The organism is Maribacter aquimarinus, assembly GCF_047345505.1.
Taxonomy (GTDB): Bacteria; Bacteroidota; Bacteroidia; order Flavobacteriales; family Flavobacteriaceae; genus Maribacter.
Map to the genome: position 1 here is coordinate 45,024 of NZ_JBLFEO010000017.1, position 18,894 is coordinate 63,917.

Below are 18,894 nucleotides of genomic sequence, written 5' to 3' on the forward strand. Positions count from 1 at the left end.
AATGTACTAATTTTTCGTCAATCTATTTTTCTTTTACGGAACCAATTGTCGTTCAGGGACAATCCCACATTGATTTTAAGATAAGATTCCTCGACCAGATCGGCCTTTGTGGTGCCCCGTCTCCCCAGCTCTACGCCTATGTTGAGATTGGAGTAACTCCTTGGCAGCGGTAACCCAACTCCAAAAGTTATGCCAAAATTACTGATGGACTCATTGTTGACGACCATTCCGGTGCGGTCCAACCTAAGGCCGGCGCGGTAGGTAATTCTCTTTAGGTAGCTGGAAAAAGAGCCCGCATCGGGGATAAAGAACCCGCCCAGGGCATAGGATGAAGCGTCCTCATAGGTAGCGTTTTCCACGCCCAGAAAAGGGTTCTCAAAGGCGGAAAGTCCCTGCATGGTGTACTCTGCCCCCAAGAACCAGGACCGGTCCCTACCGTAACCAATGCCCACCGTGGTGGCAGTGGGCACCTTGAACTCGGTGTTGCGCAGATTCTGGGCCTCCAGGTCCACCTCCACTTCCTCAATATTGTTTCCCGTGGCAATGAAAAAAGACCCAATGGTGCGCTCATTCTTGGAGACCAGGTTGCCCTGGGTGTTTACCCGTACCGATGCACGTAGGGTATGTTTGTTCTTAAAGGTGGGCGCGTACATGAGCGCATAATTGAAATCGAAACCATTGATCCTGGAAGAGCGTCGGTCAAAAGTGCCAAATTGAACATCTTCTATCTGTTGCAACCGCTGGTTGCTCAGGGTACCGAAGTTAAAGTTTACCGTGGCCCCCACACTGAGGTTCTTGACCACTTCATATCCAAGGGTGTAGTACACCCTGTTCAACCCCCCTTCACCCGAATACAGATTGATCACGGACTGCTCCCCGCTCACGCCCTCCGCGGTTAGGTCGTACCCCACGGCGGTGTAGGGCATAAGGCCAAACCCCATGCCAAGACCGCGCCCAAGACTAAAGGCCAGGGACAAATAGTCCAGATTGGTCACGGAGCTGTTGTCTTCTTCCAAGGCCGTTCTGAGACGGTATTGCTGGCGGGAGACACCGGCCGTGTACACGGTGGTTCCAAAATCATCCCCAAAAGGCACCCCGAGCTCGGCATAGGCGGCGGGGTTTTTAAGATTTACGTGGATGCTGTCTGCGTAAACGCCAATATCGCCCATCATTTGGTTTTCCACGGTTCCCGTGGTTCTGATATCGCCCAGACCAAAGTAAGAATAAGGGGAAACAGTGCCGTTTTGGCCATATATACCAAAAGATACCAGGCCCATGAGCGCAATAGAAAGTTTTCTGATCATTTATAGTTTGTTGTGCTCCAACAAATGATTTAGCCCCTTAAGGAGAAAATTAGTGTCCGCAAATATGCCATTTTTTAGTCGTTCTGACAAAAATAGGCCATCGCCCCCTGTTAAAATGACTGTTAAATCTTTGAAACGCAATCCATACTGCCGCACCGTGCCCAAAATTTCTTGCTCCACCCCATTGAGAACCCCGGCATGCATGCAGCTTTCAGTGGTATTTCCCATAAAATCGCCCCACTGGCCAGGAGCCAAGAGCGGCAGCTTGTCCGTGTCCCGGTGCATGGCCGCATAGCGCATTCCCATGCCTGGCGATATGGCCCCTCCAAGGTATTCATTGCGATCGGTGAGCAGGTCATAGGTAATACAGCTGCCCGCATCGATGACCAGGGAATTTCGGTTGGGAAACCCGTAAAAGGCCGCGGTGACCAGGGCCATACGATCGGTGCCCAGGGTCTGTGGAGTGGCATACGAATTTTTGAAAGGCACTTTGGAGGCATGGCCAAGGACGTGGACCTTCGCGTAGCGCGATACCACGGCCAAATGCTCCTTGGAAAGGGCACCAGCGGCAGAAACAATGGCGTGGGTTACGCTTGTATGGATGTCCATGACCCTTTGCAAGGCTTGGGACAGCTGTTTCTGACCCACCCTTTCCTGATACAAAAGCAGGTCTTTCCCAAAAATGGCCAATTTTATATGGGTGTTGCCAATATCAACAATCAAGTTCATGGTACAAAGATTGCAAATAGGTAAAAACTAATTGCTTTTTTTGACAATTAGTTTGTTTATCCTAAAATTGAAATTATATTTGCAGCCGCTTTTAGAGACGCACCGCAGCCTTAAAACTGCCTTGGTTTTCGCAAGATTTACGGTTTTTGGGAGCAAGAAGGATTGTGGGTGACGAAGTCCGAGTTGGTGGAGTCCCGAAGCCTCTGGAGACCGAAAATCCATGTGTCCCTGGTTCCCCCGAAATTTCGGGGCTGGAGGCGAAGAATTGAAATATTGGGTATTGGTGACGAAGCCCGAGTTGGTGGAGTCCCGAAGCCTCGGGAGACCGAAAATCCATGTGTCCCTGGTTCCCCCGAAATTTCGGGGCTGGAGGCAAAGAATTGAAATATTGAGTATTGGTGACGAAGCCCGAGTTGGTGGAGTCCCGAAGCCTCGGGAGACTGAAAATCCATGTGTCCCTGGTTCCCCCGAAATTTCGGGGCTGGAGGCAAAGAATTGAAATATTGGGTATTGGTGACGAAGCCGGAGTTGGTGGAGTCCCGAAGCCTCGGGAGACTGAAAATCCATGTGTCCCTGGTTCCCCCGAAATCTCGGGGCTGGAGGCAAAGAATTGAAATATTGGGTATTGGTGACGAAGCCAGAGTTGGTGGAGTCCCGAAGCCTCGGGAGACCGAAAATCCATGTGTCCCTGGTTCCCCCGAAATTTCGGGGCTGGAGGCAAAGAATTGAAATATTGAGTATTGGTGCCTTAGCTCAGTTGGTAGAGCAATGGACTGAAAATCCATGTGTCCCTGGTTCGATTCCTGGAGGCACCACAACCGATCCCCGCAATAGCGGGGATTTTTTGTTTATATTAACTTTCAAATGCACTTTCTATACATCCTATATAGCCACAAAATAGACAAACACTATGTCGGGGAATCCCCGGATATGGTCAACAGACTCAAACAACACAACTCACACCATTTCAAGGGGGCGTTCACAAAAACTGCGTCGGACTGGGAAATTGTTCTTTCGTTTGAGTGCGGGAACAGGGAAAATGCCCTATACCTTGAAAAATTTGTGAAACGGATGAAGAGCAGGGCCTTCATTGAAAAAATAATCAAGGAAAATGAGATACTGGCAGACATCCTGAGAAAAAACAAATAGCCCTGGTTCCCCCGAAATTTCGGGGCTGGAGGCACCACAACCGATCCTCGCAATAGCGAGGATTTTTTGTTTGTATTAACTTTCAAATGCACTTTCCATACATCACGAAAGTCTACTATATAACACTCAAGCAACCAAGTTATCCTTTGAAAAATTATGAAGCCATTCATCAGGGGACTAGTGCATAATCTGGGTTTAAAATAGCCTCTTGGCATAAAAATCAGGGACAGCGCCCCGTTCCAAAACACCCATTTGCCAACCCTGGAAAACGAACGCTGTTTCTTTCCCATTGCCCCATTGAATTCAATATCTTTGTGCTTATGACGGTTAAAGTGGACATATGGCTGGTTTTGGGCCTTCTTTTTCTGCCCGTTGTCCTGGGCTTTGGGCAGCGCGGCATGGACCGGTCCCTGGCTCTGCTGAACTCGGAATCGGTCCCCTACATTCAGACATCTGAAATGGATGCCCTCGAAAATGTGCTGCTCTTGGATACGCGCAGCCCGGAAGAGTATGGGGTGAGCCATTTGAAAGATTCACACCACGTAGGGTACGAGGACTTTGATGCCCAAAGGGTGCTGGAACAATTTCCGGACCGGGAACAACCCATTGTGGTGTACTGTTCCATTGGCGTAAGATCGGAGGACATTGGAGAAAAACTCTTGGAAATGGGCTACAAAAACGTGTACAATCTGTATGGCGGACTGTTTAAGTGGAAGAACGAAGATAGGAGCGTTTACTCCAAAGGAAAGGAAACGGACAGCGTGCACGCCTACAACAGGCTCTGGGGAAAACTTCTTGAAAAGGGCGTGAAAGTTTTTAAATAAAAAACAGACCACTCACAGACCAACACCACCTAAACCACAAGGACATTGATCATTAGAGACCATAAAATAAACCGGCCAGATACCAAAACCATCGATTTTTCACAGGTAAATTCCAAGAACCTCTTGCTCATCTTTACCCGCAATACCGTGCTGGGGAAGTGCAAGACACGTTTGGCCGTCCATATCGGGGACCGTGCCGCACTGGAGAGCTACCGCCTGCTGTTGAAGCACACCTTGGGCATTACCTCCCGGCTCCATGCCCACAAAGTGGTGTACTATTCGGAGGAGATACCCACGGACGACATCTGGCCCGGCACCTTGTTCGAGAAAAAAGTGCAACAGGGCGCAGACCTTGGCCAGCGCATGGCAAATGCCTTTGCCAACGGCTTTGATCGGGGCTTTGAAAAAATCATCGTTATGGGGAGCGATATGCTGGACCTGGAACAAAGAGACCTGGAAGCCGCTTTTGGGGCACTGGAAGACCATGAGGTGGTCCTGGGCCCCGCATTGGACGGAGGTTATTATCTTTTGGGGATGAAACAAGAACGCCCCGAACTCTTCATGCACAAGGATTGGGGCACGGATACGGTCCTGGAAGCCACCCTGGAAGACCTAAAAGATACCAAAACGGCTCTGTTGCAAGAACGCAACGATATAGACCGTTATGAGGACATCAAAGACAACCCGGCCTTTGCGCCCATTCTAAAAAAATATAAAAAATGACCAAAGAACAGCTACAGGAATCTGCACAGTATTTACAACAAAAGGGGTTTGAGGCCCCGGAAATAGGGATAGTACTGGGTACAGGGCTCGGAAAACTGGTGGACAACATCACGGAACCCATTGTGGCACACTACAACCATATCCCCTTTTTTCCCTTGGCCACCGTAGAGTTCCATTCCGGAAAGCTGGTGTACGGCAGCATCTCTGGCAAAAAGGTGGTGGTGATGCAGGGCAGGTTCCATTTGTACGAGGGGTACGACTTTTTGGACATCACCTACCCCATACGGGTCATGCACTTGCTGGGGATTGAAAAACTATTGGTTTCCAACGCAGCGGGAGCGGTGAACCTGGATTTTAAAAAAGGGGACATGATGTTGATCGATGACCATATAAACCTGCAGGGCGGATCGCCCCTGGCCTTCAAGAATGTATCGGAATTTGGGGAGCGGTTCACGGACATGTCTTCCCCCTATGACGCGGACATGGGCAAACAACTTGTGCGCATTGCCAAAAAACAGAACATACGCCTTCAGCGTGGCGTTTATGCCTCTGTGGTGGGACCCCAGCTGGAGACGCGCGCCGAGTACCGAATGCTAAAGATCTTGGGCGCGGATGCCGTGGGAATGAGCACGGTGCCGGAGATCATTGTGGCCAACCACCTGAACCTGCCGGCGGTGGCGGTATCCGTGCTCACGGACGAGTGCGATCCGGATAACTTACAGCCCGTGGACGTCAGTGAGATCATTGCCATAGCCGAACGCACCGAGCCCAAAATGGTGCAATTGTTCCGTGAACTGATAAAAACGTTGTAGCCTACCTTAGGTGCCCTGCACAGCGAACATTGTGCCTTTGCCATGACCGCATCAAAACCAATGCTGAGCATTATTGTCCCCGTACTCAACGAAGCCCAGCGGGTTGCCCCGTTAGTGGCACATCTAAGGCAACATGCAACCACCGATACCGAGTTGGAGATCATCTTGGTGGACGGAGGCAGTACGGATCGTACGGTGGCACTGGCCAAGGCCGCGGGCGCAACGGTGCTCCCTTCCCATAAGGGACGTGCCGTACAAATGAACAAGGGGGCCAACCTGGCCAAGGGCAACATTCTTTATTTTCTGCACGCAGACACCCTGCCGCCCCGGCACTTTGACCGCCATATTGTGCGGGCGGTGAAACAGGGCAGTACGGTGGGCTGCTTTAGAATGGAGTTTAACAGTAAGGACCCCTGGCTTCGATTCTTTGGGTGGTGCACCCGCTTAAACCTTCGTATATGCCGTGGCGGTGATCAGTCCCTGTTCATCACCAGAACCACATTTTACGAATTGGGCCGCTTCAACGAAGACTACTTGGTGTATGAGGACAACGAATTTATTGGTAGGGCCTATAAAGCGCATCGTTTTACCATCTTGCCCCAGTCCGTGACCACCTCGGCCAGACGTTATGAAAAACACCCCACCCTGTTACTGCAATATCATTATGGGGTCATTCACCTCATGTACTATCTTGGGGCAGACGCCACCAGATTGTACCGGTACTACAGCGCACACTGTACCTCTTGAAATGAATGTGGCACCAAAAAGACACCCTTTGCACACGGCCTGCCAGTTCCCAAGATCTGGCGAACAAAAAAATGTCCCTAAGAACGATCACCGTTTGCCGCAGCGTCTATGCCACTGCCCAAGACTTGGGCCAATTTGCCCTTTTTTGAACGTATGCGGACGGAATTCGTTTCTTTTTGGGCAGCCGGATGCAGTTTTAGGACAAAAAGCGGGGGCAGGATATTTTTGGCCAGATAAACCCCAACGGGATCTTTAATGTCATAGGCGCCGATCTTGTCACCGGATTTTACAAACGCACTTTTTTTAAAGGTCTTGAGCAGCTCTTGAAACAGCGGTGTCTCCTGCTCCTTCTCGCCATAGCGTCCCAAAGTCAGTGAGAGTGTATTGGTGGCGGTACCCAGGTCATGCAACACAATGACCCGTTGCGCTGCGCCCGGGTGCTGCAGGGAAAACCGGTTTACCCAATCTGAAAAATTCCCCAATGCTTCCAAATTGTCCTTGTCCCAGGACACGGGGCCATTGGTGTTTCGCATAAGATAAACGGCGGCACCTTTTTGCAACAAGTCCCTGGCCAAGGTGCGCAACTCGGCATCGACCATCTCATTGGCGGTGGCCTCCTTGCCCTTGGCGTGCAAAAAATAATAGACCCTGCCGGCAAGACTGCTGTCCTTCCGTTTCATCTTGGCCAGGGCCTCCTTGAAAATGGGCTTGTTCACTTGGGTGTCCACCAAAATCTCGCGGCCCATATTTTTAAAGGAATCGGGCGCGTCCGGTAAACGGTAGGTCTTGCCCACTATGAGTTCACTGGCATTTTTAATGTTGGCCGCATTGAGTTCCGTGAACGGCACATAGTATTTTATGGGGTCCATTCCCTGCGACCTCAAAATGGAAAAGATGCCGTCCCCACTGGCGGCGACCACACTGTCTTGTTGGGCATGGCAAAAAAATGCTGCCAGAAAAAGGCAACACAGGGCAAATCGGCACATCATGGCAAGTGTTTTATGGGCACAAAGATGATTAAAAAAATTGGAAAACAGATGCCAGACCTGCACGCACGGGCAAAAAAAAGATGGCTTATTCGCTGGTTCCCTGTTCTTTAATGGAAAACCGGGAGGCGGGGCATTCCGCTGCGGCCCCATGCCCCTTTTCCAGGCCGTTAAAAATATTGCCCAATACCAAAGACGATGCCGTCTGCCCCATCTTCGGTAATGCCATAGCCATAATCTATACGGAATATCGCGTTAAAAATACGTTTGTGCATGAACCGTAGGCCCACCCCGGGGTAAATGCGGAGGTTCCGGGAATCGAGAAAATCACTGAAATCACCCCCTGGGTTTCGCCAAGAGCCGCCATCAACAAAAACATTCCCCTGTAGTACAAACCAGTCCTTGTCCACCAGGGTATGGCGGTACTCTGTGTTCAGGACAATGGCACCGGTGCCCCTGTCAATGGTGTTCCCGACCCCTCTTATGTTCAGGTTATTGTCCACTGTAAATGGGGCAAAGGGGCTGTTTACGTTACTGGCCAGGCCCAAACGGAGCCTATTGGCCCAGTTGCCGCGCTGGCCCACCCGCTTATAGTACATAAAATCATTGAATCCAATGAGAAATTCGGGCAGAACCACATTGGTAGTGCCCACATACTGGAAGTTTAGCAGGCTCCTAAAGCCCTCCAAGTAGTAATAGTGATAGGCAATGCTGTCATAGTCGTAGATGAGCTTAAACAGGTGTTTGTCCACATTGAGGTTCAAGGGCACATTGGGCCTGGTGGCCCCGGAAAGGTAGCTGTAGTCTTCCGTAAAAAGACTAAAGCCCAGTTCCAGTCGGTTATTAAAATTGATCTCGTAGAGGCCCAAAAGTTCAAATCCCTTGTTGCCGTACCTATAGTCGGCCGTGTCATCCGTAAAGAATACGGGCTCCTGTGTACTGAAATTGTTGTAGTTAAAGGCCAGCCCCAACTTGTTGGAGAACAGGTAGGGTGCCCTGATCTGGAATCCATAGGAGTTGAAGACATCCAACTGGTAAAAACCCCCAAGGGTAATGTTGTTGCCCAAAAAGTTGAATTCCTGGAGCCCCACCCGAAAGGCAAAATCATCGTTGGCGGAACTGAACAGGTTGGCAAAGGGGATCAGGGTAAAGTTCTCAACGATGGTATAGGTAACGCTGTACTGGCCGTTTTCGGCGGGGCGCACTTGGTAAGAGGCATTGGCCACAGAGGGCAAACGCGTTAAGCGCGTTATGTCCTGGTTGAGCACCAAGGAGTCCAAGGGCATTCCCGGGGCCGCTTCCACCAGTTTTTCCACGAAGCCCTGCCGGGTTTTTTTGAGCCCGGAAAAGAGCAGCTCAGAAATGGTATGTTCCTGGCCTAGGCAAGGAAGCCAGCACAAAATGAATAGAACATAAAAAAAGCTCTTGTTGCCCATAACTTAATTCCACCAGCACAGACGACCGGGGACGGGTTCAAAGGTAACACATTGAAATGGGCTCAAGGCACAAAGCCCTGAGTTGCAAAAAGATTCACCCAATTGTCTTCGCTCACGCCCATAAGGGTAACCCCATAAACTTGTCCGTCCTGCAGTTGCGGAGCCGCGCTTGGGGTAATGTTGAGCACCACATTGTCCAGGTCATAAAACCGGAAGAAGGTGTCCGTGGTGTACGTTCCGGAGATGAGGGAGCCGTTGGCATCTGCCACCACTTGAAAATAGATCACGGTATCATCGTACCGCCCCTCTTCCCAGGTGATCAAAGGAGCCAGTGTATTGGCCTCGACCTGCACTTTGTTGGTGGCGTACTCGGTGGGGCGTGTGGCATTCTTTATCTTAATGGGGTTGGAAAGATGTACCCTGCCCGCTTCCTCAAAGCTCACCAAAACCCATTTTTCATTGGTCAAGGACACCTCGAACTTTTTGAGAAAGCCGTTGAAGACATCCAGCAGCGGTGCCTCCACAGCTTCATACGCACTAAAATTGTCTCTGGCAACGGCCCCGTCCCTTGCCTCAAAGTATCGTATGTTGGTGGCGCCGGGCCTGGGGTATAAAAAGACACTGACCAACCCATTGTTTTGGTTGCTTGCCGCACAAGCGATGACATTCCCCATTTGCACCTCGGCGTTTGCCAAATAACCGGCCAGGCTATCGTCTTGCGGAAATTCTTCGTTGTGGCATGACATCACAAGGCCCACGGCCAACAAAAAGGTGATTTTTTTCTTCATTCCCCAAAAGCTTTGTAATGTTTTAGCACAACGTTCTCCGCGGGCTTGTTCTGAGGGGTAAACCTATTGTCCGTGTGCCCGCCGGAGGCCTTGTGCTCCGGAAACCATTTCCAGATATAGCCGCCGCCAAACCATTTCTCGTTCCAAAAGACTTCGAAAATGGCGGTTTTGGCATTTGCCTGTGCGCTGAGGTTCGGTAGGTCATCGCTCCGGTTGGCCTTCCAAGGTGCCTTGGCCGTAAAGTCAATGCTCCTATAACCAAATTCGGTAAAAATAACGGGGCGATCCATCGCACCGGACAAAGCGGCCATGTTCTCCTTCCAGGGCTGCCAACCCTGTTTAAGCTGCTCCAAAGTGGGCGTTTTGGCATCGGATAGCGGAAAATAGGCATCAATGCCCACATAGTCCAACAGGGGCCAAAAAGGAACCTCCTCATATTCGTCCCAATTGGCGGCGTAGGTCAACTGCCCATGATATACCGCCCTTATCTTTGCAATGAGGCGGGACCAGTAGTCCGGCCTGCTCCCCACAAACTGGCCCAATTCCGTTCCAATGCAAAACAGCGGCACGTTTTGCTCTTGGGCCAATTGGGCGTAGGCCAAAATAAAACGTTCATAGGATGCCTCCAGTTTTTTCCAATCCTCTTCCGTCTGCATGGCTATGGTTCCGGTAAACGCGCCCCGCCAGACCCATATCTGTGGCTTTAGCATGATGTGCAGGCCATTGTTCTGCAGCAGGTCCATGTACTGCCGCGCCCCTTCGGTGGTTTCGCCAAACCACTGGCGATCGGTATTGAACACAATCTCGGGATCATCGGTGCTGCGCATAAAACCGAAGGGCATCACGGCAGTGGCATTGGCGTGCATCCGTACCACCTCATCTACCTGGGCTTGGGTGGCCTTCTCCCTAGTGGCCACAAAACTTAGCCCGTTGATCTTTTTTTGTGCTACGCCCGTGCACCCATATTGCAAGCAGCAGCACAACAGCAAAAACCCCATCTTTTTCATGGCCTCCAAACTTTTCCCCTAAACTAGGCATTTTATGGCCAGGGTTAAAAAATACCGCGCAGCCCTATGTTAAAGGTCTGCCCCAGGCCCGTATTGTTCCCGCGCACAAAATTGGTGTAGAGCACCTCTAGGTTCAGGGCATCCGTGAGCTGGTATTTTGCCCCACCTCCCAAGGCCGTAAAATCCTGGGTAAAATCATTCCCCAGATTAAGGCGCTGGGAATGTTGTGCCAGTACCAGCACGGTAAAATCGGTGGTGGGAAAGTAGCTCAGAAAAACACCTGGGTTCAGGTTAAGGCTATTGTTGGCAAAACTGCCTTCCACGGTATTGCCATTGCCATCTTGGCCGGCGGCCGCCCCAAAACTCAATTCCGTGGTAAGCTCCGTGAACAACTGCCATTTATTGCCGGGAAAGGTATGATCATAGAACAATCGGTTTTGCCATAAAAAGCCGTTCTGTTCCAAAAACACGGGCGTGCGCAGAACATTGCCCACCGCGTTCACCAGGCCGTCTTCGGTCTCATTGTCTATGAGCGGTACAAAAAGGGAGCTCTGGATACTGAAACTGCCCACCGCGGGGAACGGCACAAACTTTATGGAAGGTGCCAGGGCGGTTAGGCCGGAGCGTGCCGTTCCAGATTCGCCATCGAACTTAAAGACGTCCAGGGCGTTCCTGCCATTGATCGTATTGGAGCGCAGGCGCGCAATGAAGCCCACGTTCCACCTGTTGGTGCTCCCCACCCCGGTGTAGGCTTCCAAGGTGCCCGTGAAAAAGGTTTGCCGGGGCTGGGTGCCGGGCACAAAGGTGCTTTCGGTCTCCGTGTAGAGATTGTTGAACCATTTGAGGTCCACTTGCCCCTTACCGATCAACTTGGAAGGGGTGTATTTCTGTATGTTGCTCACTTGTTGCAAGCTGTCCTGGCCCCGTCCCACAAGGGAGAAAATGAACAATAGGGCAAACAGGGCATTTGTTCGTACGGTTTTCATATTCAAGGTTTTTGTTGGTCTCATTTGGTTTGGTTCAGGGTCCAATCGTACTCATAGAAGGACAATTTTGCCTTTTCCGGCAACTTCTCGCTCCGGTAGGCATTTATAAAATCCAATATGCTGCCGTTGTGCACAAAATCTTCCTTGTACCAATTGAACAATTGGGAAATGCCCACCCTTTTCTTGCCCACCTGGATAAAATTGGCATCGTTCAGGGCCTTTACCGTTTGCTCTTGCAACTGGGTCTCCAAGGTGTTGGGCCGGTAGGCGGCGTTAATGATCGGTGGGCAGCCCAGACCGGCACAGACCAACACAAAATGGAAGCGGGCCTCCTTGGGGAAATTGCCCCTAAGGAGCTTGTGCTCCAGATCGTTCAGGGTCACTTGTTTTCCACCAACATCGTAAGTTATCTTATCAAAAAAACCGGCCACGTCCAAAGGTGATTTTATGGGGTAATGGTCCACGACGCCCTTAATGACCAGCAAATTATAGGCATTGATCCAAAAAGCCTGGTAGTTGGCCACATCTTCCTTGGCCACGGTAATGGCCCTGGCCTTGGCCAAAAGCGACTCCAACGCAGCGGGGTCTTCTTTTATGGCAGCGTACTTAACCAGGCCATTTTCCACATGGGCCTTTAGAAATGCGTCCGAATCCGAAAAAAAAGAGCCCAGGTCCTGGGCGCCAAGCGTGCTTACCATCATTAAGGACCATAAGAGCACTGAAAGAGCTTGATGTTTCATGGGTGATCGTATTTTTTGTTAAAGGTTGCTTTCCCACGGTCTGTCGCAATCCCTCAGCGTTCCCTACAAAACACCTCCCTAATTTGTGATTTATTTATGATTTTGGCCTATGGCCGAGCGGTACAGAGCCCACCATGACCGTGGCATCTTTGCAATGAACCCGGTCAAGGAGATTTGGGCCGATAATAAAAAAAGAAGGCCACCTCCGAGCCAATGACCCCCATAAATTACTGAAATTAAATTAGATGGACGCCATAGGAAATGCCAATAACACCATTGCTACAATTTATTTTTATTCTAAATTCAAGGGTGCCAGTAAGTAATTACCTTTACTGCCGACCCACCTTTTATGAAAATCACATTATGCAGCACATTGTCATCATAGGAAACGGCATCGCGGGCATTACCCTGGCCCGGCACGTCCGGAAGCTATCGGAACACAGAATAAGCGTCATTTCCTCAGAAACCGAATATTTTTTTTCGCGCACGGCCCTTATGTACGTCTATATGGGCCATATGAAATTTGAGCATACCCAGCCCTATGAAAACTGGTTTTGGAAAAAGAACCGGATCGATCTGGTGAAAGCACGGGTTGTGGAGGTGAGAACGGCCGAAAAAAAGCTGGTGATGGCCCATGGCAATGAAATGGCCTATGACAAGCTCATCATTGCCACGGGATCCAAGCCCAACAAGTTTGGCTGGCCGGGGCAGGACCTGGAGGGTGTGCAGGGCCTGTACTCCAAGCAAGATCTGGATCTGTTGGAAAAGAACGCACCGAACAAGGAAACCTGCCACCGGGCCGTGATCGTGGGCGGTGGCCTCATTGGCATTGAAATGGCCGAAATGCTCCGGAGCCGCGACATTCCCGTGACCTTTTTGGTTCGGGAGACCAGCTTTTGGAACGGTGTGCTCCCCAAGGGAGAGTCCCAAATGCTAAACGAGCACATCCGCGAGCACCATATAGATCTCCGTCTGGACACCAACCTCGTGGAAATCATCGCCGATGGGCAGGGAAGGGCCAAGGCCGTGGTCACGGACAAGGGAGATACCATTCCCTGCCATGTGGTGGGCCTTACGGCGGGCGTTTCGCCAAACATAGCCTTTTTAAAGGGTTCCGGTATTGAACTGGGCAAGGGCGTACTGGTAAACCGCAGCTTGGAAACCAGTGCAAAGGACGTTTACGCCATTGGCGATTGTGCCGAACAGCGGGAGGCCATTGGCCAGCGCCGCCCCGTGGAGGCCGTTTGGTACACGGGCCGGATGATGGGCGAGGCCCTGGCACAGACCCTATGCGGAAACCCCACCCAATACAGACCGGGGCACTGGTTCAACTCGGCCAAGTTCATGGACGTGGAATACCAGACCTACGGCTGGGTGTTCAGTGAACGGCACAAGGGGGAGCACGAAGCCCATTTTCACTGGCGCCACCCCAAAGAGAAACTATGTGTCACCATGGCCTACCACAGGGAGACAGAACAATTTTTGGGCATCAATACCTTTGGTATCCGCATGCGCCACAACATCTTTGATCGCTGGCTCACCCAAGAAAAATCCATCGATTTTGTCATGGAACACCTCAGGGACGCCAATTTTGACCCCGAATTCTATAAAACGCACGAGCCGGCCATTTTGGCCCAGTACAACCAAGAACGGGGCCGTGCCATTGCCCTCAAGAAAAGAAGCTGGAAACGCATTTTCAGCACCACATGACCAAACATACCGGAACACCAGGGCCTTGGCGCCCCATGTTCCCCTAAAAAGATTTATCCCGGCGATTTCCCCGGCCTTGGGCAAGAGGGCGCCAACAAAAGTGAAGAATACCAATGAAAACACTGCAGCACCTGGGGCTTGGCCTTTTTTTGATCGGATTGGGTATTTTTACCCTATTGCCCGTTGTGGGCACCTATTCCCTTACCTCCAAGGATTTTAGCGCGTTCGTTACCAGCAAGGGCATTGAAAGCGATGTCTTTGTTTCCAAAATGGAAACCACCGTGGTGGGCCGGACCTTTTCAGGAATGCCGTCCTTCTCGCCCAAGGTTGCGGAAGCGCTGGAGCAGGCCAATGCCCTGCACAAAAAGAACAAGGAATGGGGCAAGGTCATCTACACCGACCCACACACCATGGCGGCAGACCTGGGCAAAATGGCCGGTACAGGATTTGTTCCCCAAAACAAATGGACCATGTGGCTGCTCACCTTTGGCCTGGGCATTGTTGGTGCCCTCATGTTCATTCTCCCCCAAGTGGTATTATTGGGCCAAAAGGGCATTAAGAACGATCATATCTATCAACAGAACAGTACCAACAGAGGGTGGATCGCCTGGCTGGTGTTCATTTTCCTGGTGGGCTTCTACCTTGTCCTCTACTTTAGATCGGAATACGCGGTAAACTGGACCTATCTCGTGGACCCCATCAGCGAAGGGTTGAGCGGCAACCCTGCCGGACATTGGTTCCTGTACGGCTTTATGTACTGTGTGGTCATGGTGGTCATGGCGGTGCGCATGTACATTAAGTACCGCCATAACAACTACCAATTGCTGCGCACCACCTCGGTGTTGTTCTTTCAGATCGTGTTCGCCTTCCTGATTCCAGAAATCATGGTGCGGTTGCAGATGCCGTATTACGATTTTAAGAATGCCTTTCCGTTGGATTATGATTTCTTTTTTCAATGGAATTTAAAGTCGCTCTTGGCCAGCGGTGGCATTGGCATCTTCATTCTTTTCTGGGGCACTTTGCTCACCTTGGTCATTGTGCCCGTTCTAGCCTATCTCTACGGTAAGCGCTGGTACTGCTCCTGGGTCTGCGGTTGTGGCGGTCTGGCCGAGACCCTGGGCGATCCCTACCGGCAGCACAGCAGCAAATCGCTCTTTTCCTGGCGGGTGGAGCGCTGGCTGGTACACGGTGTGCTGGTCTTTGCCGTGGCCATGACCGGCATGACACTGTACAGTTTCTTTGCCGAGAGCGGCACGGTGCTGGGCATAAAGACCAGTAGTGTGCAAAATTCATACAGCCTGCTCATTGGGGCTGTTTTTGCAGGGGTGATCGGCACCGGTTTCTATCCCATCTTTGGCAATAGGGTCTGGTGCCGCTTCGGCTGCCCCCTGGCGGCCTATCTGGGCTTTGTGCAACGCTTTAAATCGCGCTTTAGGATCACCACCAACGGCGGGCAGTGCATTTCGTGCGGCAATTGCAGTACCTACTGCGAAATGGGCATAGATGTGCGTGCCTATGCCCAAAAGGGCGAGAACATTGTACGCTCCAGTTGTGTGGGCTGCGGGGTGTGTTCTGCCGTGTGCCCAAGAGGGGTGCTGAGCTTGGAGAACGGCCCGGAAAAAGGGCGCATAAACCCCACACAGGTGCTCTTGGGGAACGATGTGGACCTGATGGAACTGATGAACGATACCTAGGCCCCGATCTGGAGAAGAGCACTGAACCGCGCAGACAACAAGACCGGAACTGGCTATGGGAGAACAGGTATTTTTAAATACCTTCGCCCAAGACAAAATGGATTTTCAATACGAACAACTTGGCCATGAAGCCTTTTGCATATTTTTTAATCCTACAGAACAGATGATGTTTTTTTTGCCCCAACGGACCGCAAGACAAGGAACGGACCAGAAGACGGTTCCGATAATGGGGCAAGGCCCCGTGAAAACAGGCCACGGCCCATCTTATGGCAACCTCATCGCTCAACATAACGTCCCATGCCCCTGAAACCGATCCTTTTGGGAATGCTTGCCCTTGTATGCCTATTTTCTTGGGACAAGGAAGAATATGTCAAGGAGCATTACCCCAACGGAACCCTCAGATCCCAGGGGTGGCAAAACACTACGGGCAAGACAGGTTACTGGAAGTACTACCACCCCAATGGTGAAATGGCATCACAAGGACATTATAAAAACGACCAACGCGACCAATACTGGTATTTTTACGACCAAAATGGAACACTGGCCCAAGAGGGTCATTTTAAGCGGGGACAGAAAGTGAAGTGGTGGCTTTTTTATGACGGGCACGGCCAACTCATGCATAAGTGCCAATTGAGCAACGGCATTAAAAACGGCTATTGCCTAAAGTACGCCAACAACAAACTCATTGCCGCACAGAAATACAGCAAGGGCAAAAAAATAAAGGAATGGTTCAGTTTGAGCGCGTTCAAAAAAGAAAACTCGATCACAGATTTAAGATAATGCCCAAGATAAGTGTCATCATCCCCGCCTTTAACGAGGCAGATTCCATTGCCCACGTCATTCGAGAGCTGCCCCAAAGCGTTTCCGAAATCATTGTGGTGAACAACAACAGCACCGATGCCACGGCGGAAAACGCCAGGGCAGCGGGTGCCACGGTACTCACCGAAAAGCAAATGGGCTACGGCCGGTCCTGCCTCAAGGGCATAGCACACCTGGCCAAACAGGAGCCGCCGCCGGACATCGTTGTGTTCATTGATGGCGACTATTCAGATTATCCGGGAGAGCTGAACAAGGTGGTGGCCCCGATCTTGGAACGGAATATGGATTTTGTGGTGGGCGCACGGACCAAGGCACTCAGGGAACCGGGCTCCATGACGCCCCAACAAGTGTTTGGCAATGCCCTGGCCACTTTTTTGATGCGGCTGTTCTTCAACGCCAAGTTCACGGACCTGGGGCCGTTCCGGGCCATTAAGTACCAACAGCTCAAGGCCTTGGAAATGGAGGACAAGACCTATGGCTGGACGGTGGAAATGCAGCTCAAGGTACTCCGGAAAAAAATGACATATACCGAAGTACCAGTACGTTACAAAAAAAGAATTGGCGTCTCCAAAGTGTCCGGCACCGTAAAAGGCACTATCTTTGCCGGCGTAAAAATATTGGGTTGGATTTTTAAATACAGTTTAAGATAACATGGTACTTGCACTAGCGTACATCATCATTGCCATTTACAGCCTTTCCCTGCTGCTCATCTTCTTTTACAGTTTGGCCCAACTGAACCTCTTGGTGAACTATTTGGGCCAAAAAAGGGAAAACCGCACGGCGCCCAAGTACAACCTTTTGGACCCCAAGGAAATCCCTTATGTGACCATACAGTTGCCCGTGTACAACGAGGCCTACGTCATGGACCGCCTGCTGGACAACATGGCCCAAATGGCATACCCAAAGAGCAAACTGGAGATACAGGTACTGGACGATTCCACGGACGATTCCGTGCAGCGCACCGCCCGCCGCATTGAGGCGCTCAGGGAAACGGGCTTGGACATACAGCACATACGGCGCAACAACCGCAGTGGTTTCAAGGCCGGGGCCCTTAAGGAAGGCCTGGAACGCGCCAAGGGCGATTTCATTGCCATTTTCGATGCCGATTTCCTTCCCGAGCCCGACTGGCTCAAAAAGACCGTGGTCTATTTCAAGGACCCGGACATTGGGGTGGTACAGACACGCTGGGGACATATAAACCGGGAATACAGTACCCTTACCCGTATCCAGGCCTTTGCCCTGGACGCCCATTTTACCCTGGAACAGGTGGGCCGCAATGCCAAGGGCCACTTCATTAACTTTAACGGCACGGCCGGCATCTGGCGCAAAGAGTGCATCCTGGACGCGGGCAATTGGGAAGGCGATACCCTGACGGAAGACCTGGACCTGAGCTACCGCGCCCAGCTCAAGGACTGGAAGTTTAAGTACCTGGAAGATGTGGAGACCCCTGCCGAGCTGCCCGTGGTGATCAGTGCGGCACGCTCCCAACAATTTCGCTGGAACAAGGGCGGGGCGGAAAACTTCCGGAAATCGGTCTGGAGCGTGGTCACGGCAAAGAACATTCCCTTTAAGACCAAATTTCACGGGGTCATGCACCTGCTAAACAGTTCCATGTTCCTCTGTGTCTTCATCGTGGCCTTCTTGAGCATTCCCATGCTGTACATCAAGAATGCCTTTGGTCATCTGGGCTGGGTGTTTGAAGCCACCAGCTTTTTTATCCTGAGCACGCTGATCCTCTTCGTGTGCTATTGGTTTACCTACAAGAGCGTTCAGGGCGGTGGTTTTGATCGTTTTGTGGACTACATTAAGCTCTTTTTCACCTTTTTTTCCGTGGCTCTGGGGTTTTCCCTGCACAACTCCATTGCCGTTCTGGAGGGCCATATGGGCAAGCGCAGTGAATTTGTGCGCACCCCAAAGTTCAACATCAACAAACTGTCCGAAAGCTGGAAGGGCAACAAATACCTCACCAAAAAATTATCGCCCAACACCATTTTGGAATTTGCCCTGATGCTCTATTTCCTCTTTGGGATGTACAGCGCCGTGCCCTTGAACGACTTTGGGCTCTTTCCCTTTCACTTGATGCTCTTTTTGGGCTTCGGCTTTGTCTTCTTGAAGTCGCTCACGGCAAGGATCTGATATTTGGCACAAAAAGCCCATCCGCCCCACAATGGGAAAGCCGTCTTTTTGGCCACACCACCAAAAGGCCTGCACACCATGGCGGAGGCCGGATGTTTTTTTCCATTTCAAAGCTTCGAACCAAGGTAAAAGCATCGGGGCAGCAGTAAAGGACAAAAAAATCTTAATACTTTTTATTCTCTTCAACCTACTGATTTTCAGCATAAAAAATAAAAAAACATCCGGTTTTTTCAAAATTTGGAATTTACAACAATGATAATTGTCATAGTTCTTAAAGGTAGGGATGCGGTTCTTTGTAGTCCTA

Annotated in this window: 18 protein-coding genes and 1 tRNA gene; 11 read left to right on the forward strand and 8 right to left on the reverse strand. The window is 51.0% G+C overall.

Translation table 11 applies throughout. From position 1 onward, the window contains the following. Nucleotides 1-17: 17 nt before the first annotated feature. Together ACKWCC_RS12665 and ACKWCC_RS12670 are read right to left on the reverse strand one after the other, a co-directional pair. The gene (locus tag ACKWCC_RS12665) at nt 18-1,304 is read right to left on the reverse strand and encodes a hypothetical protein (protein WP_413996311.1); all 1,287 of its coding nucleotides are present in this window, start codon (nt 1,302-1,304) and stop codon (nt 18-20) included. Next, the gene (locus ACKWCC_RS12670) at nt 1,305-2,033 is read right to left on the reverse strand and encodes a type III pantothenate kinase (protein WP_413996312.1); all 729 of its coding nucleotides are present in this window, start codon (nt 2,031-2,033) and stop codon (nt 1,305-1,307) included. It lies immediately after the preceding gene. Nucleotides 2,034-2,775: 742 nt separating this feature from the next. Here ACKWCC_RS12670 and ACKWCC_RS12675 point away from each other — a divergent pair. From ACKWCC_RS12675 to ACKWCC_RS12700, 6 genes are all read left to right on the forward strand, one after another. Continuing rightward, nucleotides 2,776-2,848: transfer RNA gene (locus tag ACKWCC_RS12675), tRNA-Phe, on the forward strand. Between the two features lie 49 nt (nt 2,849-2,897). Next, nucleotides 2,898-3,182, forward strand: a complete 285-nt coding sequence (locus tag ACKWCC_RS12680) for a GIY-YIG nuclease family protein (RefSeq protein WP_413996313.1) — start codon at nt 2,898-2,900, stop codon at nt 3,180-3,182. Between the two features lie 320 nt (nt 3,183-3,502). Next, on the forward strand, nt 3,503-4,006 hold the full coding sequence (locus tag ACKWCC_RS12685) for a rhodanese-like domain-containing protein (protein WP_413996314.1): 504 nt from the start codon (nt 3,503-3,505) through the stop codon (nt 4,004-4,006). 45 nt (nt 4,007-4,051) lie between these two features. Next, nucleotides 4,052-4,729: a TIGR04282 family arsenosugar biosynthesis glycosyltransferase gene (locus tag ACKWCC_RS12690; protein WP_413996315.1), complete on the forward strand. Its 678-nt coding sequence runs from the start codon at nt 4,052-4,054 to the stop codon at nt 4,727-4,729. Further along, nucleotides 4,726-5,541, forward strand: coding sequence for a purine-nucleoside phosphorylase (locus ACKWCC_RS12695; protein WP_413996316.1), 816 nt, complete (start codon nt 4,726-4,728; stop codon nt 5,539-5,541). The genes ACKWCC_RS12690 and ACKWCC_RS12695 overlap by 4 nt, the downstream gene beginning before the upstream one ends. A 60-nt stretch (nt 5,542-5,601) precedes the next feature. Further along, complete coding sequence (locus ACKWCC_RS12700) at nt 5,602-6,288, forward strand: TIGR04283 family arsenosugar biosynthesis glycosyltransferase (RefSeq protein WP_413996317.1); 687 nt, start codon at nt 5,602-5,604, stop codon at nt 6,286-6,288. Nucleotides 6,289-6,365: 77 nt separating this feature from the next. Here ACKWCC_RS12700 and ACKWCC_RS12705 read toward each other — a convergent pair whose 3' ends face one another. The 6 genes from ACKWCC_RS12705 to ACKWCC_RS12730 form a co-directional block, all read right to left on the reverse strand. Then, on the reverse strand, nt 6,366-7,277 hold the full coding sequence (locus ACKWCC_RS12705) for a hypothetical protein (protein ID WP_413996318.1): 912 nt from the start codon (nt 7,275-7,277) through the stop codon (nt 6,366-6,368). A 167-nt stretch (nt 7,278-7,444) separates the two neighbouring features. Continuing rightward, nucleotides 7,445-8,710 (reverse strand): BamA/TamA family outer membrane protein, encoded by a 1,266-nt coding sequence (locus tag ACKWCC_RS12710; protein ID WP_413996319.1) that lies wholly within the window; start codon nt 8,708-8,710, stop codon nt 7,445-7,447. A gap of 62 nt (nt 8,711-8,772) precedes the next feature. After that, nucleotides 8,773-9,498 carry a hypothetical protein gene (locus ACKWCC_RS12715; RefSeq protein WP_413996320.1) on the reverse strand — a complete coding sequence of 242 codons (726 nt, stop codon included), beginning with the start codon at nt 9,496-9,498 and terminating at the stop codon, nt 8,773-8,775. Further along, complete coding sequence (locus ACKWCC_RS12720; RefSeq protein WP_413996321.1) at nt 9,495-10,505, reverse strand: glycoside hydrolase family 113; 1,011 nt, start codon at nt 10,503-10,505, stop codon at nt 9,495-9,497. The genes ACKWCC_RS12715 and ACKWCC_RS12720 overlap by 4 nt, the downstream gene beginning before the upstream one ends. 44 nt (nt 10,506-10,549) lie before the next feature. Continuing rightward, nucleotides 10,550-11,491 carry a hypothetical protein gene (locus ACKWCC_RS12725; RefSeq protein ID WP_413996322.1) on the reverse strand — a complete coding sequence of 314 codons (942 nt, stop codon included), beginning with the start codon at nt 11,489-11,491 and terminating at the stop codon, nt 10,550-10,552. Between the two features lie 20 nt (nt 11,492-11,511). Continuing rightward, nucleotides 11,512-12,231 (reverse strand): DUF547 domain-containing protein, encoded by a 720-nt coding sequence (locus ACKWCC_RS12730; RefSeq protein ID WP_413996323.1) that lies wholly within the window; start codon nt 12,229-12,231, stop codon nt 11,512-11,514. 363 nt (nt 12,232-12,594) lie between these two features. Here ACKWCC_RS12730 and ACKWCC_RS12735 point away from each other — a divergent pair, with 363 nt between their 5' ends. From ACKWCC_RS12735 to ACKWCC_RS12755, 5 genes are all read left to right on the forward strand, one after another. Next, on the forward strand, nt 12,595-13,941 hold the full coding sequence (locus tag ACKWCC_RS12735; protein WP_413996324.1) for an NAD(P)/FAD-dependent oxidoreductase: 1,347 nt from the start codon (nt 12,595-12,597) through the stop codon (nt 13,939-13,941). 113 nt (nt 13,942-14,054) lie between these two features. Beyond that, nucleotides 14,055-15,635, forward strand: a complete 1,581-nt coding sequence (locus ACKWCC_RS12740) for a 4Fe-4S binding protein (protein ID WP_413996325.1) — start codon at nt 14,055-14,057, stop codon at nt 15,633-15,635. 297 nt (nt 15,636-15,932) lie between these two features. After that, complete coding sequence (locus tag ACKWCC_RS12745) at nt 15,933-16,415, forward strand: toxin-antitoxin system YwqK family antitoxin (protein ID WP_413996326.1); 483 nt, start codon at nt 15,933-15,935, stop codon at nt 16,413-16,415. Next, complete coding sequence (locus ACKWCC_RS12750) at nt 16,415-17,104, forward strand: glycosyltransferase family 2 protein (RefSeq protein ID WP_413996327.1); 690 nt, start codon at nt 16,415-16,417, stop codon at nt 17,102-17,104. Before ACKWCC_RS12745 ends, ACKWCC_RS12750 begins: the two co-directional genes overlap by 1 nt. A 1-nt stretch (nt 17,105) precedes the next feature. Beyond that, nucleotides 17,106-18,590: a cellulose synthase family protein gene (locus tag ACKWCC_RS12755; protein ID WP_413996328.1), complete on the forward strand. Its 1,485-nt coding sequence runs from the start codon at nt 17,106-17,108 to the stop codon at nt 18,588-18,590. Nucleotides 18,591-18,894: the final 304 nt, after the last annotated feature.

What these genes read in the sequence shown, in the direction of transcription:
- ACKWCC_RS12665 (WP_413996311.1), bottom strand. Translation starts at nt 1,304, where the DNA reads ATGATCAGAAAACTTTCTATTGCGCTCATGGGCCTGGTATCTTTTGGT.
- ACKWCC_RS12670 (WP_413996312.1), bottom strand. Translation starts at nt 2,033, where the DNA reads ATGAACTTGATTGTTGATATTGGCAACACCCATATAAAATTGGCCATT.
- ACKWCC_RS12680 (WP_413996313.1), top strand. Translation starts at nt 2,898, where the DNA reads ATGCACTTTCTATACATCCTATATAGCCACAAAATAGACAAACACTAT.
- ACKWCC_RS12685 (WP_413996314.1), top strand. Translation starts at nt 3,503, where the DNA reads ATGACGGTTAAAGTGGACATATGGCTGGTTTTGGGCCTTCTTTTTCTG.
- ACKWCC_RS12695 (WP_413996316.1), top strand. Translation starts at nt 4,726, where the DNA reads ATGACCAAAGAACAGCTACAGGAATCTGCACAGTATTTACAACAAAAG.
- ACKWCC_RS12700 (WP_413996317.1), top strand. Translation starts at nt 5,602, where the DNA reads ATGCTGAGCATTATTGTCCCCGTACTCAACGAAGCCCAGCGGGTTGCC.
- ACKWCC_RS12705 (WP_413996318.1), bottom strand. Translation starts at nt 7,277, where the DNA reads ATGATGTGCCGATTTGCCCTGTGTTGCCTTTTTCTGGCAGCATTTTTT.
- ACKWCC_RS12710 (WP_413996319.1), bottom strand. Translation starts at nt 8,710, where the DNA reads ATGGGCAACAAGAGCTTTTTTTATGTTCTATTCATTTTGTGCTGGCTT.
- ACKWCC_RS12715 (WP_413996320.1), bottom strand. Translation starts at nt 9,498, where the DNA reads ATGAAGAAAAAAATCACCTTTTTGTTGGCCGTGGGCCTTGTGATGTCA.
- ACKWCC_RS12720 (WP_413996321.1), bottom strand. Translation starts at nt 10,505, where the DNA reads ATGAAAAAGATGGGGTTTTTGCTGTTGTGCTGCTGCTTGCAATATGGG.
- ACKWCC_RS12725 (WP_413996322.1), bottom strand. Translation starts at nt 11,491, where the DNA reads ATGAAAACCGTACGAACAAATGCCCTGTTTGCCCTATTGTTCATTTTC.
- ACKWCC_RS12730 (WP_413996323.1), bottom strand. Translation starts at nt 12,231, where the DNA reads ATGAAACATCAAGCTCTTTCAGTGCTCTTATGGTCCTTAATGATGGTA.
- ACKWCC_RS12735 (WP_413996324.1), top strand. Translation starts at nt 12,595, where the DNA reads ATGCAGCACATTGTCATCATAGGAAACGGCATCGCGGGCATTACCCTG.
- ACKWCC_RS12740 (WP_413996325.1), top strand. Translation starts at nt 14,055, where the DNA reads ATGAAAACACTGCAGCACCTGGGGCTTGGCCTTTTTTTGATCGGATTG.
- ACKWCC_RS12745 (WP_413996326.1), top strand. Translation starts at nt 15,933, where the DNA reads ATGCCCCTGAAACCGATCCTTTTGGGAATGCTTGCCCTTGTATGCCTA.
- ACKWCC_RS12750 (WP_413996327.1), top strand. Translation starts at nt 16,415, where the DNA reads ATGCCCAAGATAAGTGTCATCATCCCCGCCTTTAACGAGGCAGATTCC.
- ACKWCC_RS12755 (WP_413996328.1), top strand. Translation starts at nt 17,106, where the DNA reads ATGGTACTTGCACTAGCGTACATCATCATTGCCATTTACAGCCTTTCC.